The sequence below is a fragment of the Pseudomonas sp. 10C3 genome, from assembly GCF_036346185.1.
Classification (GTDB): Bacteria; Pseudomonadota; Gammaproteobacteria; order Pseudomonadales; family Pseudomonadaceae; genus Aquipseudomonas.
In genome coordinates, this window is sequence record NZ_JASJVE010000023.1 from 26001 (window position 1) to 42821 (window position 16821).

Below are 16821 nucleotides of genomic sequence, written 5' to 3' on the forward strand. Positions count from 1 at the left end.
AACGTCCCGCCGTTTGGCCTATCATTCGTCCTTTAACTCAGGCGATTGAACGTTATGACCAGCACTAACCAAACCCTGCTTGCGGCCTTGCAAACGGCCAACATGTTGGAAATTGACGGGCTGCATGCCTGGGAGTTTTCTCTGGGCGACGAACATCTGGAGGTTGAGGCAATAGACGGTCGCGAGCGCAAAATCTGGCGTTTCAGCCTTGCGCAGGTGCAGGCAGCGACGTTTGATACGCAATTGCAGAGCTGGACCCTCAGCGATGGTAGTGCTGATCACCGGATCGTGTGCCTCAGCGCGTTTACGCCAAGCGATGATGATGTGGACGAAGACGTCGACGTCGACGACGCTTCCGGGCGGGACTGATTCGCGTCGACGGGTCGAGTTTCTTACGGCAGCTATACTGCGTTTCACATCGGCTCAACGGATTTGAGCCACAAACGATAGGGAGATCCATTATGAGCACCCAAGGTGCAATAAAGAAACGTGCGGGCCTGTTACCGACTCTGGTCGGGACGGTGTTGCTGGCGTTAGGACTGGTCATGGTGACCGGGGGCGTCAAGCTGGCGCAGTTGGGCGGGTCGTTTTATTACGTACTTGCCGGGGCCGGCTTTGCGTTGAGCGGGGTGTTGCTGATTCTGGCGCGGCGTGCGGCGATTGGGCTGTATGCCGTGCTGCTGCTCGTCAGCACGCTGTGGGCGTGGTGGGAAGTCGGGCTGGATTGGTGGCAGCTGGTTCCGCGCTTGTCCTTGTGGTTTGTCCTGGGCATCGTACTGTTGTTGCCGGCTGTTCGGCGTCCTTTGAGGCCGGAACATCAACGGTTTTCCACTGCCAGTCTGAGCCTGGCAGTGTTGGTTGCCGGTGCTGCAGCATGGGCCAGTCAATACACGCAGTACGATGAAATCAAGGGTGAGTTGGCACGTGCCGATGCGGGTGTGCAGCAGAGTGCGCCAAAGCAGCCTGACGGCGATTGGCAGTCATACGGGCGCAGTGCGTTCGGTGACCGGTATTCACCTCTGGCGCAAATTACCCCGGACAATGCGCATCAGCTGCAACTCGCGTGGACTTTTCGCACTGGCGATCTGCCGGGTCCCAACGATCCGCAGGAAACCACTGCCGAGAACACCCCGCTCAAGGTTAACGGCATGCTCTATCTGTGCACTCCGCACAGCCAGGTGATTGCCCTGGACCCGGATTCCGGCAAAGAAATCTGGCGCTTCGATCCCAAACTCAGCACGCAGAATGCCGCCAACTTTAAAGGTTGGGCGCACATGACCTGTCGTGGAGTGGCCTACCATGATGTCGGGGCGTATCCCTCAAGCCCTGAGGGTAAAGCGCTTTCTGGCAAAACCCCCTCTGGCAAAGCCGTCGTGGCGGTGAAGAACACCTGTCCCAGGCGCATTTTTGTGCCCACCGCAGATACCCGGCTGATCGCCCTGAACGCGGATAACGGCACGCTGTGCGAAGAGTTTGGCGATCAAGGCTCGGTCGACCTGACCCGCAATATCGGGGACTTCACCCCGGGCGGGTATTACTCTACATCGCCACCTGCGGTCACCCGCGATCTGGTGATCATTGGCGGGCATGTCACCGACAATGAATCCATCGACGAGCCGTCGGGGGTGATTCGTGCCTTCGACGTGCGCAGCGGCAAGCTGGTATGGAACTGGGACAGCGGCAACCCCGACAACACCGAGCCAATCCTGCCCGGCCTGACCTACACCCGCAACTCGCCCAACATGTGGTCGGTGATGAGCGTCGACGAAAAGCTGGGCATGCTCTACCTGCCCATGGGCAACCATACGCCGGATCAGTGGGGCGGTGATCGCCAGCAGCCTGAGCCGTACAGCGCCGGCGTGACCGCGCTGGACATTGCCACGGGCAAGGTGCGCTGGACCTTTCAGTTCACCCACCATGATCTGTGGGACATGGACGTCGGCGGGCAGCCGACACTGATGGACCTCAAGACCGAGAGCGGGATCAAGCCGGCCCTGCTGGCATCGACCAAGCAGGGCAGCATTTATGTCCTCGACCGCCGCACCGGTACGCCCATTGTGCCCATCAAGGAAACCGCTGTGCCGCAGGGTGCGGTGGAGGGTGACTTCACCTCGCCAACCCAGCCCATGTCGGCGCTGAACATGATGCCGCCGCGCCTGCGCGAAGCGGACATGTGGGGCGTGACTCCGATTGATCAGATGCTGTGTCGCATCACGTTTCGTTCGCTGCGCTATGACGGGATTTACACGCCACCCTCGACTCAGGGGTCGATCATCTATCCAGGCAATGTCGGCGTCTTCAATTGGGGCGGCATCTCCGTCGATCCGGTGCGGCAGGTTGCCTTTCTTTCGCCCAATTACATGGCCTTCACCTCGACACTGGTGCCACGCTCCGCCATGCAGGGCGGCCCTGCACGCAAAAGTGAAACCCAAGGCGTGCAGCCGAACAAAGGCGCGCCGTATGGGGTGATCCTGTCGCCACTGCTTTCACACGTGGGGTTGCCGTGCCAGGCACCGGCCTGGGGTTACGTTGCGGCGGTTGATCTGACCACCCATAAAGTGATCTGGAAACACAAGAACGGTACAGTTCGCGACAGTGCGCCGCTGCCGGTTCCGTTGCCCATGGGTGTGCCGAGCATGGGGGGCACGATCAGCACCGCCGGTGGCGTGTCGTTCCTCGGCGGTACGCTGGATCAATACCTGCGGGCCTATGACATCCGCAACGGCAAACAACTGTGGGAGGGCCGCCTGCCAGCGGGCGGTCAAGCCACGCCCATGACCTACACCGGTGGAGACGGTCGCCAATACGTGCTGATTATGGCTGGCGGTCATGGTTCGCTCGGCACCCGGAAGGGCGATTACGTGATGGCATTCGCGCTGCCCAAACCTTGATAACACGCCGCGATAAAACGATTGCATCACGGGCGCTGTCATAGAATCGATGGCGATAGCGCGATTGGCCAAGTAGGGCGCCCAACACCTCCAACAATTAGAGAACTGCTCATGAACCGTAAAACTCTGCCCTGGCTGGTGATGGTGAGTGGGATCAGCGCTTTCCCCGTTTTAGCGCAAAATGTCACTGAGTACGATGTGCTGGTGGGGTCATACACCCAAGGTAACAGTGAAGGCATCTACCGCTACCGGTTCGACAGTCAGAGTGGAAAGATCGACCTGCACCCGCGCCAAGTGATCAAAAGCGAAAACCCGTCCTGGCTGACGCTTTCCGACGATCAGCGCCGCCTGTTCGTGGTCAATGAGAACGGTCCAGGTCAGCGCAACACCGTGGGCAAGGTCAGCAGCTTCGCCATCAATGGTAAAAGCCATGAAGTGACACCGATCAATCAGGTCGAGAGCAAGGGCGATGAGCCGACCCATTCCAGTCTGAGCCCTGACGGACGCTTCCTGTTCGTGTCCAACTACGCCGTGCACCCCGATCCGGGCGGCGCGCTGGCAGTGGTGCCGGTGGATTCGTCGGGCAAGCTGTCCGCCGTTGCGCAAACCAGCAGCCATCCGGCCAGCCATATCGATCCAGAGCGCCAAGCGTCGTCCCATGTGCATTCGGTCGTACCGACACCGGACGGCAAGTACCTGATCGCCAGCGATCTGGGGGCCGACAAGCTGTTTGTCTATCGATACGACAGCAAGGCCAGGCAACCCCTTCAACCCGTCAGGAACCCTGCGGTGGAATTACCTGCGGGCAGCGGGCCTCGCCATGTGTTGTTCAGTCACGACGGCAAGCACGCCTATCTGACATTGGAGATGTCGGCGCAGGTGGCGCTGTTCGATTACCACGACGGGGTTTTCAAGCGCACCCAGCTGATTGATCTGGCTGACAAGAGCGTGCAGCAGAAAAATAGCGCAGGAGGCCTACACAGCTCGGCGGACGGTAAATTTCTGTATGTCGCCAATCGGGGAGAGGCCAATCAGCTAGTGGTATTTTCCATCGCCCCGGCGACCGGCCAGCTCAAGGAAGTCCAGCGGCGCTCGGTCGAGGGCACTGAGCCGCGCGAGTTCAGCATTGACCCCAGTGGTCATTTTCTGTTGATTGCCAATCAGAAAAGCAACCAGATCGTTATCCTCCGCCGCGACACCAAGACCGGTCTTTTGGGCGAAACCGTGCAAAAAATGGACATCGACTCACCCTCTGACTTCAGATTCCTCACCCGCTAACCCCTGAATAATAGGCTTAAGCCCCGTTTTCCGGGCGCTGCAGCCTGTTATTAATTGAGTTGATATGGGCTACCAGTACAAAGCATTTCTGAGATCAGACCCCCGGGCGTAAGTTTGAGTCACGGCCTTAAACGGCAGTTATCCAACCTGAACATCCGAGGCTTACGACATGAACTTCAATATCTTCTCTGTCATTGCAGCATCCGCCATCTCCGCCGCTGTCGCCCTGCCTGCCAGCGCCAGTGTCGAGATCAGCGACAAAAAATCGAATGTCACCCAGAGCTACACCACCAAATATCTGCAACAAAGCGCCCATTTCTACGCGGCACTGGATCACAAAACCCAGCAATGAACGCCTCTCTGCAATGAATCCATTCCCCGTTAACGATAAGACCGATAACGGGGAATGGATTCGTCCACATTTTTATGGATGCTGCGTCATCCTCCGTCTCTGCAATGCCAACGACTACGCGGTCGATCAGGCGGTCAGGCGGTCATCGCGAAAGTCACGCAATGCCTGCTCGATCTCTTCTCGGGTGTTCATCACGAACGGGCCGTATTGCACGATGGGCTCACGCAACGGCTTGCCTGCGATCAATAACACCTTTGCCCCTGAGGCGCTGTGCAGTTGCAACTCACCGACGTCAGACAAGCGTACCAGACGACAGGTGTCGATTGTTTGTGGCTGACCAGCAAGTTCAAGGGTGCCCTCGTAAACGTACAGCAGCACGCGGTGGCCCTGTGGAATCTGCGGGCTGATGCTCGCGCCAGCGGGGATGTGCAGGTCGAAATAAAACGGTTCGGTATCCGGGCGCTGCACTGCACCCGCCTGTTGCACCTGACCGTCGTCGAACTGCCCGGCGATCACGACCACTTCCACACCAGCCTTCGTGGTCAACCGGGGAATGTTCTGCGGTTGAATGTCTTGATAGCTGGCGGGGTTGAGCTTGGACTTGGCCGGCAGGTTCAGCCACAGCTGAAAACCGCGCATCACACCTTCCTCCTGCTCAGGCATTTCGCTGTGGATAATCCCGCGGGCTGCCGTCATCCATTGCACACCACCCCCTTCGAGCAAGCCTACGTTGCCCAGATGATCCTCGTGGCGCATCCGACCTTCGAGCATATAGGTGACCGTCTCGAAACCTCGGTGCGGATGCGCAGGGAAACCGGCAATGTAATCGTCGGGCTTGTCCGAGCCAAACTCGTCGAGCATCAGGAACGGGTCGAACAGCTCCATGCTTTCGCCGCCGAACACACGAGTCAGGCGCACGCCGGCACCGTCGGAAGTAGGCTGACCGGCTTGAATCGCCAGCACGTTGCGAAATTGAGTCATCACGGCAGCTCCTGATCAGGTGGGAATGGCGACTATGTTATGCCTGTCCCGTTGAGGGAATGGTGCGATTTTTATGCCTTGGTTATCAATTATTCTGATGCTTTCCCCTGTCAGCGGCAGTTGATCGTTATGGGCAATAACAAAGCAGGCAATAAAACGGCCAGCCTGTTACCCAGGCTGGCCGTTTTATGACGCTTGCTCAGTTGCTCAGTTGCTCAGTTGCTTACTCAGCAATCTGCAACTTACGCGCTTCGGTGTAGACGTAGCGCACTTTCTCGTACTCGAACGGTGAGTTCGCCTGACCATAGCGGAAGCTGTTGGTGTAGCGCCGGTCGATAGCCCGCAACAGGTAGATTTCCGGGTGATTGTCGCTGACCTGGGCGACATTGAGGAAGTTGATCTGCGATTCGGCCGTAAAGTCGAAGACCAGCCCCGCGGTGTCACGCAGGTTCGATGGCCCGAGGATTGGCAGGATCAGGTACGGACCACTTGGCAAGCCATAGAAGCCCAACGTTTGACCAAAGTCTTCGCTTTGACGTGGCAGGCCCATCATGGTCGCGGGGTCCCACAGCCCGGCGACGCCGACCGTGGTGTTGAGCAGCAATCGGCCCGTAGTGTTCAGCGAGCGGTGGCCCTTGAACTGGAACAGACTGTTCAACAGGTTCGGGATATCGCCCAGGTTGCTGAAGAAGTTACTGACGCCGGAGCGCAAAAAGTTCGGTGTGATGTAGCGATAGCCGTTGACCACCGGCAGGAATACCCACTCATCAAAGCGATAGTTGAAGTGATACACCCGACGGTTCCACGACTCTAACGGGTCATAGACGTTGAGGGCGTTGAGGGTCGCGCGTTCGAACTCTCGCTGGTCCAGGCCCGGGTTGAATTTCAGTGACTTCAACGGTTCGGTGAAACCGTCCGGATTGGAGACCCTGGCAACGATCGGGGGATGGGCCGCTGGTGGGACATCGGCCGCATGGGTTACGCCTGCGCACAACAGGGCAGCGATAAACAAGAGATGTTTAGCCACGGAAGAACTCCAGCATGGCGTCGCTGTTGACGCGGTAGTTAATGTTGCCGCAATGGCCGCCGTAGGGATAAACAGTCAAGCGGTCACCAAACGTTTTGCGCAGGAAACCGAGGTCGCCAGGGCCAAGAATTACATCGTCGGCGTTATGCATCACGGCAATTTTCGAGCTGTTGTGCAGGTAATCCTTGAGCGCGTAGAGGCTCACTTGATCCACCAGTTGCAGCAGACTGCCGCCGTCGGTGCGTGCACGCCACATCGGGATGACCTGTTCAGTGATGTAACAATTGAAATCACATTGCAGCGCACGCTTGAAGAACGGGGTCAGGCTGGTCCCTTCACTGATCGGGTATTTGGGTGGGGTGATCAACCCGCGGCGGTTGATCAGGTCGGAGGTGAAGGCGATATCGGCCACCGAGAAACGGAAGGTGCTTCCAATCAGCATCGCCATCTGTTCATTGGTCAAGTGCTGCTTGGACTGCTGGAAGTCAAAAAGCACCGCGTCGTTAAGATCGACGTAACCTTTCTGTTTGAAGTAACGGGTCAGCTTGGCCAGTACCAGTTCGTAGAACGTGGTGCTGTTATTAATGCCCTTGACCTCAGTCTGTACCAGTTTGTCGAGGTTGGTAATCGAGGTGTAGAGGTTGACCGGCGGATTCAGCAGCAGCACCCGCTTGAAATTGAAGCTGCGTCGGGTTTCGTCCAGGTGGGCGACGAAGGCTGCATCCAGTGCGCCCAGGCTGTAACCGGTCAGGTAGTAATCAGTGATCTGCACGTTCGATTGTTGGGCACGCACGGCCTGCATCACCCGATACAAGTCTTCCGCGTCGTCCTTGGAAACTCCGGGTGTTGCAAAGCGCGAGGCGGCACTCATGAAGTCGAAGCTGGAGGGCGACGATAACTGCACGACGTTATAGCCAGCACCGTAGTACAGTTTTTTCAGGAATTCGTTGAGCGTACTGGTGTACGGCGCGCCGGTGCCCGCAATCAAAAAGACCAACGGAGCCGGATGATTTTGCTTGGCCAGACGATAGCGCAGTTTTTTCACTGCCCAGAAATTGTCAGGCAGCGTGAAATCGCGTTCAGGACGCAAGTTAAGGGTGTAATCGGCTTGATCGATATCGGCATCGGCCGGTAGGTCTGGACGCAGGTCCGCAGGTGTTGTGGCAATGGTCGCTTCGAAGGGGTTGGTCAGGGGGAAGCCATAACTGGTCGGGTCGACATCGACCGCCAGAGCGGACGCACTCAAAATGAGGCCGCCGAAAACGGCAGCGCAGCGCAGAAAACGGAGCATGACTAAATCCCTTGGGGAAAGTGCTGAGTGAGGTACGCAGGTTATGACCACTGGGGTAGTGCCAAAGTGCCGTACTTGCAAGCGAACGCCGTGTATAGGTTTGAGACGATACACGTTCTGTACCGTTAACTGACAGTAAAGCCAGTCTTATTATTGCTGGAGCCCCTTGCATACGGGTGTCGGGCGATTATGCTGGGCGCCGTTTCCGGTTTCGGCCGCGTTGGTTTCTGGAGTATTGCATGTCCCGCCGTCTGCCACTGATTGTGCTGCTGATCGTTCTGCCGCTCTGGCTCGCTGCCAGCTATGGTTTACGTTATTCGTTGATGGAGGATGCCCGCTGGGTCGGTCTCTGCGCCAACGAGGCATTGAACTGGGAATGCCAGATGCGTTCGAGCCTTGGGTTGATGATTCATTTCGGGGTGATCGCCTGGGCGGCGTTGGTGACATCGGTCATCGCTTTTTGTGTGCCAGGTCGGGCCGGATGGGGTTTGGCAGTGCTAGCGGTGCTGTTCGGGATTCCGGCGCTGGTGCTCTACAGTGCGAGCCTTGCAGTGTTTGCCGTAGTGATTGCCGGGTTGCGGTTGGTCAGAGCACCGCGCGCTGTGCGTTGATTCAACATCCAGAATCTCAAACCCCAGACAGCACTGAGGGGAGCCGAAGCTCCCCTCTAATCGTATTGCGTGCTCTTTTTTTATTATTGTAGGGTGGCCTGTTCTTGTTTTTGGCGACCTGTCCCTTTACTGCTGTTTTGTGCGATCCCATTGGGGATCAAGAGCAAACGTATTTTTTTGAGCGCTGACTTGCTTTGATCACTGATGTGACCCAACCCGTTGGTAGCTACCTGAGGTAGTTTTATTGTTCTCTGCCCGGTTGCGGGATCGAAACCCCGGTAAAGCCCTTCCACTCCAAAAAAATCTGTTAGCTGCGTCTCTGTCCGTGTTGTTCTTGTTATGTCAGAGCCGATACGTATTGTTTTTATTGGGTTGCTGCTTTGTTTTTATTTTTGTTGTGCAAGAGATATAGCATGAGCCGTGCCAGTTTATAGAAATCCTTTAAAATCAGTAACTTAAATAAAATCGTATCGGTGCGGTCGATAAAAATCATCAGCATTTGTTTCCGTGTTACCCGAATGGGTACCGGCCTTTGTGTGGCCGGTAACACAATGGGTACATTCCCAGCCTGTTCAGGCGTGACGGACCCGCAAACAACGCCACAGCGCAGCGGTCAGCAGCAGGCTGACCAATGCCCAGCCCAATGCCTGCTGGCTGGCGAGCCCTTCCTGGAACAACTGCGGCGCGACACCGGCACCGACGATGAACGTCAGCAGCGCGACTTCCCGGCGCGGAACACGCACTGGCCGGAATAGATAGAACAAGGCGGGCAGTATCAGGGTCGGCGTGGGAAAGCTGCGGTAGCGCGGGTCAAACACCATGGCCAGCATCATCACCGCTGCGGCGAACCCCGTGGCGGTTACCCACCAACCGGCGCGGGCCTCAAACCAGAGGAATGCGCGAGCCCGCCAGCCGTCTTTGGCCGACAGCGCCAGCGCGGCATGGGTCAGCACCAGCAGATTCAAACCAACCAACAGCACGGCCCAGACCCATTCGCCCGCAAAACGATTAGTAATCCGTGCCAGCTCGCCCCAGGTGCCGACGCAGCAAGCACCCAGCGCGGCCAGCAGCGGTAAGACCAACGCCGCGCGTGTGGTGGACACGCGGCCAGCAACTGCCAAAGTCATCGCGAATAACAGCCCACTGACGGCCAGCCAGAAAGGCCAGTAAGGCAGGTTGGAAACTGGGCCTGCGAGCACGCCTTTCTCCTGGCGGTCTGCATCGAACAATCCCCAGTAACCGCCTACCGCGCCTTCGGCGGCGCGTTTCCACGGCTGGTCAAAGGCTTCTATCAGGTTGTAGTGCCAGCCGTTCTGTTCGGCCATGGCGACAAAACCACGAATGAATCGTGCTTCGTTGGCTCGGCTCGGCACAGCGGTTTCCCGCTGGCGACCTTCGCTGGGCCAGCCGGTCTCGCCGATCACGATGTCTTTGGGCGCAAAGCGACTGCCGAAGATCTGACGAATCTGTGCGACATGCTCCAGAGCGTCGTCGATGCCCTTGGGATCATCTTCCCAATACGGCAACAAATGGATGGTCAGAAAATCCACTGCAGGCGCGACTTCCGGGTACTGCAGCCAGAACTCCCACACGTCGGCGTAGGTCACCGGTTGTTTGACCTGGCCCTTGACCTGAAGAATCAGCTTCGCCAACTGCGAGCCGGTCACTTCCTTGCGCAACAGCGCTTCGTTGCCGACGATCACCGCAGTGACCACGTCAGCGTTGGTATTGGCCGAAGCGATCAGTGCATCGACTTCCTTGGCGGTGTCCACGGGATTGGCATTAACCCAGGCGCCTAGCATCAGCTTCAGCCCGTGTTTGCGCGCGAGCGCCGGAATGGCTTCCAGTCCGGTCATGGAATAGGTGCGAATGCATTGGAATCGGGTGGCGAGCAGGGCCAGGTCGGCATCCATCCGTTCCGGTCGAAGTTTGAAGGGCTGGTCGAACGGGGATTGATCCTTGTCGAACGGGGTGTACGAGGCGCACTGCAATTTGTGCGTAGGCGTGGCCGCGTCCGGCAGAATCACCGGCTTCCCCAGTCCATACCAGAAGCCGCAAAGGGCGAACAGACCAAGCAGACACGCGAACAGATAAGGTGCAACGGGAAAGCGGGAAATCGCAGGCATGATGGGGCCGTAATGGGGCTGAGGCCGGCATGTTACCTGTATTTTTCCAGGGCAGGAGAAGCTCTTTGGCGCTGACCTGAAGAGGGACATGCAAAGTTCGGGCGGACTAGACCACTTATTTAGGGTGGTTTGTCGTTGATGGATTGGTGATGTCGTTTCTCGGTGCCTTGAGGTCGCTGACAGAGCAGGAGGCATCCCCCTGCAGGTTGATTATCAAGGTGCCAGCACGGTGAATGTGTCTGTGCAGGTGAACAGGCGAAGCGTGAAGGGGCGGCAGCGCTCCAAAGCCGGGCATGAACTGCGGTCCCTAAAAACAACGTTAAACATGCTCGACATGTCGTCGGGCCTAGCACTTTCGGGGAAGTAACGATGAAGATTCGACGAATCCTTGGCGCAGGTGCCGCTCTGGTACTTGCGATCAGCTCCACGCTGGCGATTGCAGAAACTAAATCAACGCTTAGCATCGGCTATGTCGATGGTTGGTCTGACAGCGTTGCCACGACCCATGTGGCGGCTGAAGTGATCAAGCAGAAGCTTGGTTATGACGTCAAGCTGATGCCGGTTGCGACCGGGATCATGTGGCAGGGCGTTGCGACCGGTAAACTCGACCTGATGCTGTCGGCCTGGCTGCCAGTCACGCACGGCGAGTACTGGACCAAGAACAAGGACAAGGTTGTCGACTACGGTCCTAACTTCAAAGATGCCAAAATTGGTCTGATCGTCCCGGAATACGTCAAAGCGCAAAGTGTTGCCGACCTGAAAACCGATGACTCCTTCAAGAAAAAAATCGTGGGCATCGACGCCGGTTCAGGCGTGATGCTGAAGACCGATCAAGCGATCAAGGACTACAACCTGGAGGGCTACAAATTGCAGGCCAGTTCCGGCGCTGCAATGATTGCCGAGTTGACCCGCGCTGAAGAAAAGCATGAGTCCATTGCCGTCACTGGCTGGGTTCCGCACTGGATGTTTGCCAAGTGGAAACTGCGCTTCCTTGAAGATCCAAAAGGCGTTTATGGCGCAGCCGAGACAGTGAACAGCATCGGCAGCAAGGGTTTAGAGAAAAAGGCACCTGAAGTGGTGGCCTTCCTGAAAAAATTCTCCTGGAACTCCAAGGATGAAATCGGTGAAGTCATGCTCGCGATCCAGGACGGCACCAAGCCTGAAGTCGCCGCGAAAGACTGGGTTGCCAAGCACCCGGAACGTGTTGCCGAGTGGACTAAGTAAAAGCGCTTAAACGCGTCTACGTCGCACCTTTCAAGGCCATCTTGCATTCCTGCAAGATGGCCTTTTGCCTGACTATAACTGCCCGCCATCCGCGCCATCTCGCTTAATCATCCCCCTGCTTTATTCAAATAAGCGTGCGTCGTCGCGCATCGTAGCTAATGTCGTTCTAATACTAAGGTCGTCTGGAGTGCGCTCAGGACCAGACTAAAGTGTAATTCGTTCAAACTCATCTGTGCTGCGAGGACAAAAATAATGAACGACAGCATTTACATCTCGATTCAAAACAGCCCCCTTTTTAAGGAGCTGGTCTCAAAAAGAGAGCGGTTCGCTTGGATTCTTTCAGCGATCATGCTTGGGTTGTATGCGGGCTTTATCTTTTTAATCGCTTATGCGCCACAGGTTCTCGGGGGCAAAATCAGCCCTGAATCATCAATCACGTGGGGGATCCTGATAGGGGTCGGGCTGATTCTTTCAGCGTTTATCCTCACCGGGATCTATGTATACCGTGCGAACGGTGAATTTGATGACCTGAACAAAGCGATTCTGAAGGAGGCCCAACAATGATCCGGCGACTACTAACGGCCCTTGGCCTTGCTGTGTTCGCACCGACTCTGTGGGCGTCTGAAGCGCTTACCGGTGCAGTGCAAAAACAACCGCTGAACGTTGCTGCTATTGCCATGTTTGTGGTGTTTGTCGGCTTCACCCTGTGCATCACCTACTGGGCGTCCAAACGCACCAAGTCGGCGGCAGATTATTACTCGGCGGGCGGTAAAATTACCGGTCTGCAAAACGGTCTGGCGATTGCTGGCGACTATATGTCGGCAGCATCATTCCTGGGGATTTCCGCGCTGGTGTTCACCACCGGCTACGACGGCCTGATCTACTCGATCGGCTTCCTGGTGGGTTGGCCGATCATTCTGTTCCTGATCGCCGAGCGCCTGCGTAACCTGGGTAAATACACCTTCGCTGACGTGGCATCCTATCGCTTAGGTCAGACCCAGATTCGCACGCTGTCTGCCTGCGGCTCTCTGGTGGTGGTTGCGTTCTACCTGATCGCGCAAATGGTCGGTGCCGGCAAGCTGATTCAGCTTCTGTTCGGTCTGGACTACTACATCGCGGTGATTCTGGTGGGTGTCCTGATGTGCATGTACGTCCTGTTTGGCGGCATGTTGGCGACTACCTGGGTTCAGATTATCAAAGCGGTGTTGCTACTGTCGGGTGCAACCTTCATGGCAATCATGGTCATGAAGCACGTTAACTTCGATTTCAACACCCTGTTTTCCGAGGCGATCAAAGTTCACCCTAAAGGTGAAGCGATCATGAGCCCGGGTGGCTTGGTGAAAGACCCTGTGTCTGCGTTCTCTCTGGGTCTGGCACTGATGTTCGGTACCGCTGGCCTGCCACACATCCTGATGCGCTTCTTCACCGTGAGCGACGCTAAAGAAGCTCGCAAGTCGGTGCTCTACGCAACAGGCTTCATCGGCTACTTCTACATCCTGACCTTCATCATCGGCTTCGGCGCGATCCTGTTGGTAAGCACCAATCCGACCTTCAAAGACGCTGCTGGCGCGCTGTTGGGCGGTAATAACATGGCGGCGATTCACCTGGCCGATGCAGTCGGTGGCAGCTTGTTCCTGGGCTTCATCTCTGCGGTAGCGTTCGCTACCATCCTGGCAGTGGTTGCAGGTTTGACCCTGGCTGGCGCAACAGCGGTGTCTCACGACCTGTATGCCAGTGTAATCAAGGGCGGCAAAGCCAACGAGAAAGATGAGATTCGGGTATCGAAGATCACCACTCTCGCACTGGGTGTTCTGGCTATCTTCCTGGGCATTCTGTTCGAAAACCAGAACATTGCGTTCATGGTTGGCCTGGCGTTCTCCATCGCGGCAAGCTGTAACTTCCCTGTCCTGTTGCTGTCCATGTACTGGAAAAACTTGACCACCCGTGGCGCCATGATTGGCGGCTGGATGGGCTTGGTCAGCGCAGTAGGCTTGATGATCCTTGGCCCAACCATCTGGGTAACGATCATGCACCACGAGAAAGCCATCTTCCCGTATGAATACCCGGCGCTGTTCTCCATCGCCATCGCGTTCATCGGTATCTGGTTCTTCTCCATCACCGACAAGTCCAAAGCGGCAGAGGGAGAACGTGCCTTGTTCTTCCCGCAATTTGTCCGCTCGCAGACTGGCTTGGGTGCCACCGGCGCCGTCGCTCACTAACGTCTGTTGATGTCATGAAAAAAGCAGCCTTCGGGCTGCTTTTTTTATGGACGTGAAAACGGTTATTTTTGCTGAACCATAAAAAACCCCGCTATAAAGCGGGGCGTTCTGCAGCCAGCGGACTAGATCCTGCCGAGCAGGACCAGGATTAACAGAATGATCAAAACAGTCCCGATGATGCCCGATGGCCCATAACCCCAGTTTCTGGAGTGCGGGAATACCGGCAGGCCGCCAACGAGCAGCAGGATCAGGATGATGATAAGAATTGTGCCGATGCCCATGACGAGTTCCCTCTTGGTGAGTGGCTTCTGCAGTTCACGCAGTTAACGCCCAATGCGTAAAGTGTGTGCTGCTTAAATGATCCGACTGCGGCTGTTTGAAAAAAGTCCGTGGTCTGTGTCGTAATATTTCATGGGGGGGCAGAACTGTGCTTTATCACATCGCCGCCGATGCCGTTGTCCTCATGCATGTGCTGTTTATTCTCTTTGCCTTGTTCGGTGGATTACTGGCGATACGTTGGCGCTGGCTTATTGCACTGCACCTTCCGGCGGTTGCATGGGGCGCGGCTGTCGAGATATGTCATCTGTACTGCCCGCTTACACCGCTGGAAAACGAGTTGCGCGTGAAGGCGGGTGATCAAGGTTTCAGCGGTGGGTTTATCGAGCATTACCTGATTCCGCTGATCTACCCTGCGGGGCTTACGCCGCAGACCCAGTTGTGGTTAGGCGCTGGGGTTGTGGTGATCAATGGGGTGGTTTATTTCTGCTTGATAAGACGTCATTGGCGTCAGCGCAACGCCTTATAAGCCGTGGGTTTGCCCTTGGTATTCAGCAATTGGATGGTGAGGTGTTACGGGGATGACCTTCGCTACACTGCGACTCATCTTCCCCGGAACAACAAGGCATTCCCCTATGCAAAATCGCATGATGATCACCGGCGCCGGGTCAGGCCTGGGTCGCGAAATCGCGCTGCGCTGGGCCCGTGAAGGCTGGCAATTGGCGTTGTCGGACGTCAATGAGCCTGGCTTGCAGGAAACCCTTAAGTCAGTACGCGAGGTTGGCGGCGACGGTTTTATCCAACGCTGTGATGTGCGGGATTACAGCCAGCTGACGGCCTTCGCCCAAGCGTGCGAAGAGAAGTTTGGCGGCATAGACGTTATCGTCAACAACGCGGGCGTTGCCTCCGGTGGCTTTTTCAGCGAGCTGTCGCTGGAGGATTGGGATTGGCAGATCGCGATCAACCTCATGGGCGTCGTCAAGGGCTGCAAGGCGTTTTTACCGTTGCTGGAAACGAGCAAGGGCAAGATCATCAATATCGCGTCAATGGCCGCCTTGATGCAGGGCCCGGCCATGAGCAACTACAACGTGGCCAAGGCCGGCGTCGTGGCGCTGTCGGAAAGCCTGCTGGTCGAACTGCATCAACAGGAAGTCAGTGTTCACGTGGTATGCCCGTCGTTTTTTCAGACTAACCTGCTCGATTCTTTCCGTGGTCCAACCCCGGCGATGAAAGCCCAGGTTGGCAAACTGCTGGAAAGCTCGCCAATCACCGCCAGCGATATTGCCGACTACATCTTTGAGCATGTCGCCCAAGGCGAATTCATGATCCTGCCCCACGAGCAAGGACGCATGGCCTGGCAGCTGAAACAGAAGAATCCGCAGATGCTCTACGACGAGATGATTTCCATGGCCGAAAAAATGCGCGCCAAGGCAAAGCCGGGTCGCGAGTAAGTAGATCGCATGCCACTGTTTTCGCGAAGGCTTGCTCCGCCTCCAGCATGCAGTTAGGGTTGCCGGCATCTGCCCCTGCAACCTTGACGAGATGCCGACGTGCTCAACTATCTGTGGTTTTTTCTTGCGGCGTTGTTCGAGATCGCCGGTTGTTATGCATTCTGGATGTGGTTACGCATGGGCAAGAGCGTGTTATGGGTGCTGCCGGCGCTGCTCAGCCTGACACTGTTTGCGTTGCTGTTGACCCGAATCGAAGCCACATACGCCGGACGTGCCTATGCGGCTTATGGTGGTATTTATATCGTTGCATCCATTGGTTGGCTGGGGCTGATCGAGCGGGTTCGGCCACTGACGTCCGATTGGCTGGGCGCCGCACTCTGCGTAATCGGCGCCAGCATCATCTTGTTCGGCCCACGATTTTCTAACGCCTGAGAAACCCAAAACCTGTCTGCGTTGCTGACTTCTCCTATGGTTTTGATCGCCATGTGGCCCTATTCCGTAGGATCGGTCTGGCCGGAATGAAGGGCATTACTGATTTACTGCAGATGCATTGAAGAGGCCGATTTCGCCGTGCAATCTTTGCTCTTTGTAACAAAAGAGGGCAGGGAAAATGCTTATATTGACGCGGGAAGTTGGAGAGACCTTTTCAATTGGTGATGACATCACCGTGCAAATTCTGAGCGTGAACGGCAATCAGGTCCGGCTGGGAATTACCGCACCCAAGCACATCAAAATCAATCGAGCGGAAGTCTTCAGACGCATCGCCAGTCGTTTGGCGGAGCAAGAGCCGGAGCCCACGGCGTGACCGGTATCAGTCGAACCATTCCTTGGGCACGTCGTGTTTGAGCATCAGTTGGCACTGCTGGCTTTCCGGTTCGAATACGATCACCGCCTGACCCTTGCCCAAGGCATGACGCACCCTCAGCACGCGGGTTTCCAGCGGTGTCTCGTCGCCATTGTCGGTGCCGTCACGGGTGACGAAATCTTCGATCAGACGGGTAAGGGTGTCGGCTTCAAGTTGGTCGTAGGGGATCAGCATGGGGTTCTCGCATGAATTCCCGCGATGCTAGCGCGGTTGAGGTCAGCAGGCTACA

General features: G+C 56.6%; 18 protein-coding genes. 12 read left to right on the plus strand and 6 right to left on the minus strand.

Annotation, left to right across the window (positions count from 1 at the left end):
* Positions 1 to 54: 54 nt before the first annotated feature.
* The 4 genes from QN399_RS20690 to QN399_RS20705 all read left to right on the plus strand — a co-directional run bounded on the left by QN399_RS20690 (position 55) and on the right by QN399_RS20705 (position 4521).
* On the plus strand, positions 55 to 369 hold the full coding sequence (locus QN399_RS20690; RefSeq protein WP_322180728.1) for a DUF5629 family protein: 315 nt from the start codon (positions 55 to 57) through the stop codon (positions 367 to 369).
* Positions 370 to 461: 92 nt separating this feature from the next.
* Positions 462 to 2891, plus strand: coding sequence for a glucose/quinate/shikimate family membrane-bound PQQ-dependent dehydrogenase (locus tag QN399_RS20695; protein WP_330201542.1), 2430 nt, complete (start codon positions 462 to 464; stop codon positions 2889 to 2891).
* Between the two features lie 111 nt (positions 2892 to 3002).
* Complete coding sequence (locus tag QN399_RS20700; protein WP_330201543.1) at positions 3003 to 4169, plus strand: lactonase family protein; 1167 nt, start codon at positions 3003 to 3005, stop codon at positions 4167 to 4169.
* A 169-nt stretch (positions 4170 to 4338) separates the two neighbouring features.
* The gene (locus QN399_RS20705; RefSeq protein ID WP_322180722.1) at positions 4339 to 4521 is read left to right on the plus strand and encodes a hypothetical protein; all 183 of its coding nucleotides are present in this window, start codon (positions 4339 to 4341) and stop codon (positions 4519 to 4521) included.
* Positions 4522 to 4647: 126 nt separating this feature from the next.
* Here the strand turns inward: QN399_RS20705 and QN399_RS20710 are convergent, their stop codons facing one another.
* From QN399_RS20710 to QN399_RS20720, 3 genes are all read right to left on the minus strand, one after another.
* Positions 4648 to 5502, minus strand: coding sequence for a pirin family protein (locus QN399_RS20710; RefSeq protein ID WP_322180720.1), 855 nt, complete (start codon positions 5500 to 5502; stop codon positions 4648 to 4650).
* Positions 5503 to 5725: 223 nt separating this feature from the next.
* Positions 5726 to 6529 (minus strand): VacJ family lipoprotein, encoded by an 804-nt coding sequence (locus QN399_RS20715; RefSeq protein WP_322180718.1) that lies wholly within the window; start codon positions 6527 to 6529, stop codon positions 5726 to 5728.
* The gene (locus QN399_RS20720; RefSeq protein WP_322180716.1) at positions 6522 to 7820 is read right to left on the minus strand and encodes a serine/threonine protein kinase; all 1299 of its coding nucleotides are present in this window, start codon (positions 7818 to 7820) and stop codon (positions 6522 to 6524) included. The genes QN399_RS20715 and QN399_RS20720 overlap by 8 nt, the downstream gene beginning before the upstream one ends.
* A 239-nt stretch (positions 7821 to 8059) precedes the next feature.
* Here QN399_RS20720 and QN399_RS20725 point away from each other — a divergent pair, with 239 nt between their 5' ends.
* Positions 8060 to 8431, plus strand: coding sequence for a hypothetical protein (locus QN399_RS20725; protein WP_322180714.1), 372 nt, complete (start codon positions 8060 to 8062; stop codon positions 8429 to 8431).
* A gap of 572 nt (positions 8432 to 9003) precedes the next feature.
* On the opposite strand, the gene QN399_RS20730 is transcribed toward QN399_RS20725, so the two are convergent.
* On the minus strand, positions 9004 to 10557 hold the full coding sequence (locus tag QN399_RS20730) for a glycosyl hydrolase family 17 protein (RefSeq protein ID WP_322180712.1): 1554 nt from the start codon (positions 10555 to 10557) through the stop codon (positions 9004 to 9006).
* 369 nt (positions 10558 to 10926) lie between these two features.
* On the opposite strand from QN399_RS20730, the gene QN399_RS20735 reads away from it, so the two are divergent.
* The 3 genes from QN399_RS20735 to QN399_RS20745 all read left to right on the plus strand — a co-directional run bounded on the left by QN399_RS20735 (position 10927) and on the right by QN399_RS20745 (position 14000).
* Entirely contained in the window at positions 10927 to 11781 is an 855-nt protein-coding gene (locus QN399_RS20735; protein WP_322180710.1) for a glycine betaine ABC transporter substrate-binding protein, read from the plus strand.
* A gap of 252 nt (positions 11782 to 12033) precedes the next feature.
* Complete coding sequence (locus QN399_RS20740; RefSeq protein ID WP_322180708.1) at positions 12034 to 12345, plus strand: DUF485 domain-containing protein; 312 nt, start codon at positions 12034 to 12036, stop codon at positions 12343 to 12345.
* Complete coding sequence (locus QN399_RS20745; protein WP_322180706.1) at positions 12342 to 14000, plus strand: cation acetate symporter; 1659 nt, start codon at positions 12342 to 12344, stop codon at positions 13998 to 14000. The genes QN399_RS20740 and QN399_RS20745 overlap by 4 nt, the downstream gene beginning before the upstream one ends.
* Positions 14001 to 14122: 122 nt before the next feature.
* On the opposite strand, the gene QN399_RS20750 is transcribed toward QN399_RS20745, so the two are convergent.
* Positions 14123 to 14281 (minus strand): DUF3309 family protein, encoded by a 159-nt coding sequence (locus QN399_RS20750; RefSeq protein WP_322180704.1) that lies wholly within the window; start codon positions 14279 to 14281, stop codon positions 14123 to 14125.
* 146 nt (positions 14282 to 14427) lie between these two features.
* Between QN399_RS20750 and QN399_RS20755 the strand changes: the two genes are divergently transcribed.
* The 4 genes from QN399_RS20755 (at position 14428) to csrA (ending at position 16532) form a co-directional block, all read left to right on the plus strand.
* Positions 14428 to 14805 carry a DUF2784 domain-containing protein gene (locus tag QN399_RS20755; RefSeq protein ID WP_322217357.1) on the plus strand — a complete coding sequence of 126 codons (378 nt, stop codon included), beginning with the start codon at positions 14428 to 14430 and terminating at the stop codon, positions 14803 to 14805.
* A 106-nt stretch (positions 14806 to 14911) separates the two neighbouring features.
* Positions 14912 to 15727, plus strand: coding sequence for an SDR family oxidoreductase (locus tag QN399_RS20760; RefSeq protein ID WP_322180700.1), 816 nt, complete (start codon positions 14912 to 14914; stop codon positions 15725 to 15727).
* Positions 15728 to 15826: 99 nt separating this feature from the next.
* A complete protein-coding gene (locus QN399_RS20765; protein ID WP_322180698.1) occupies positions 15827 to 16159 on the plus strand; it encodes a YnfA family protein in 333 nt (110 codons plus the stop codon).
* Positions 16160 to 16337: 178 nt separating this feature from the next.
* Complete coding sequence (gene csrA, locus QN399_RS20770; protein WP_322180696.1) at positions 16338 to 16532, plus strand: carbon storage regulator CsrA; 195 nt, start codon at positions 16338 to 16340, stop codon at positions 16530 to 16532.
* Positions 16533 to 16538: 6 nt separating this feature from the next.
* Here the strand turns inward: csrA and QN399_RS20775 are convergent, their stop codons facing one another.
* Entirely contained in the window at positions 16539 to 16766 is a 228-nt protein-coding gene (locus QN399_RS20775) for a YheU family protein (RefSeq protein ID WP_219061558.1), read from the minus strand.
* Positions 16767 to 16821 lie beyond the last annotated feature (55 nt).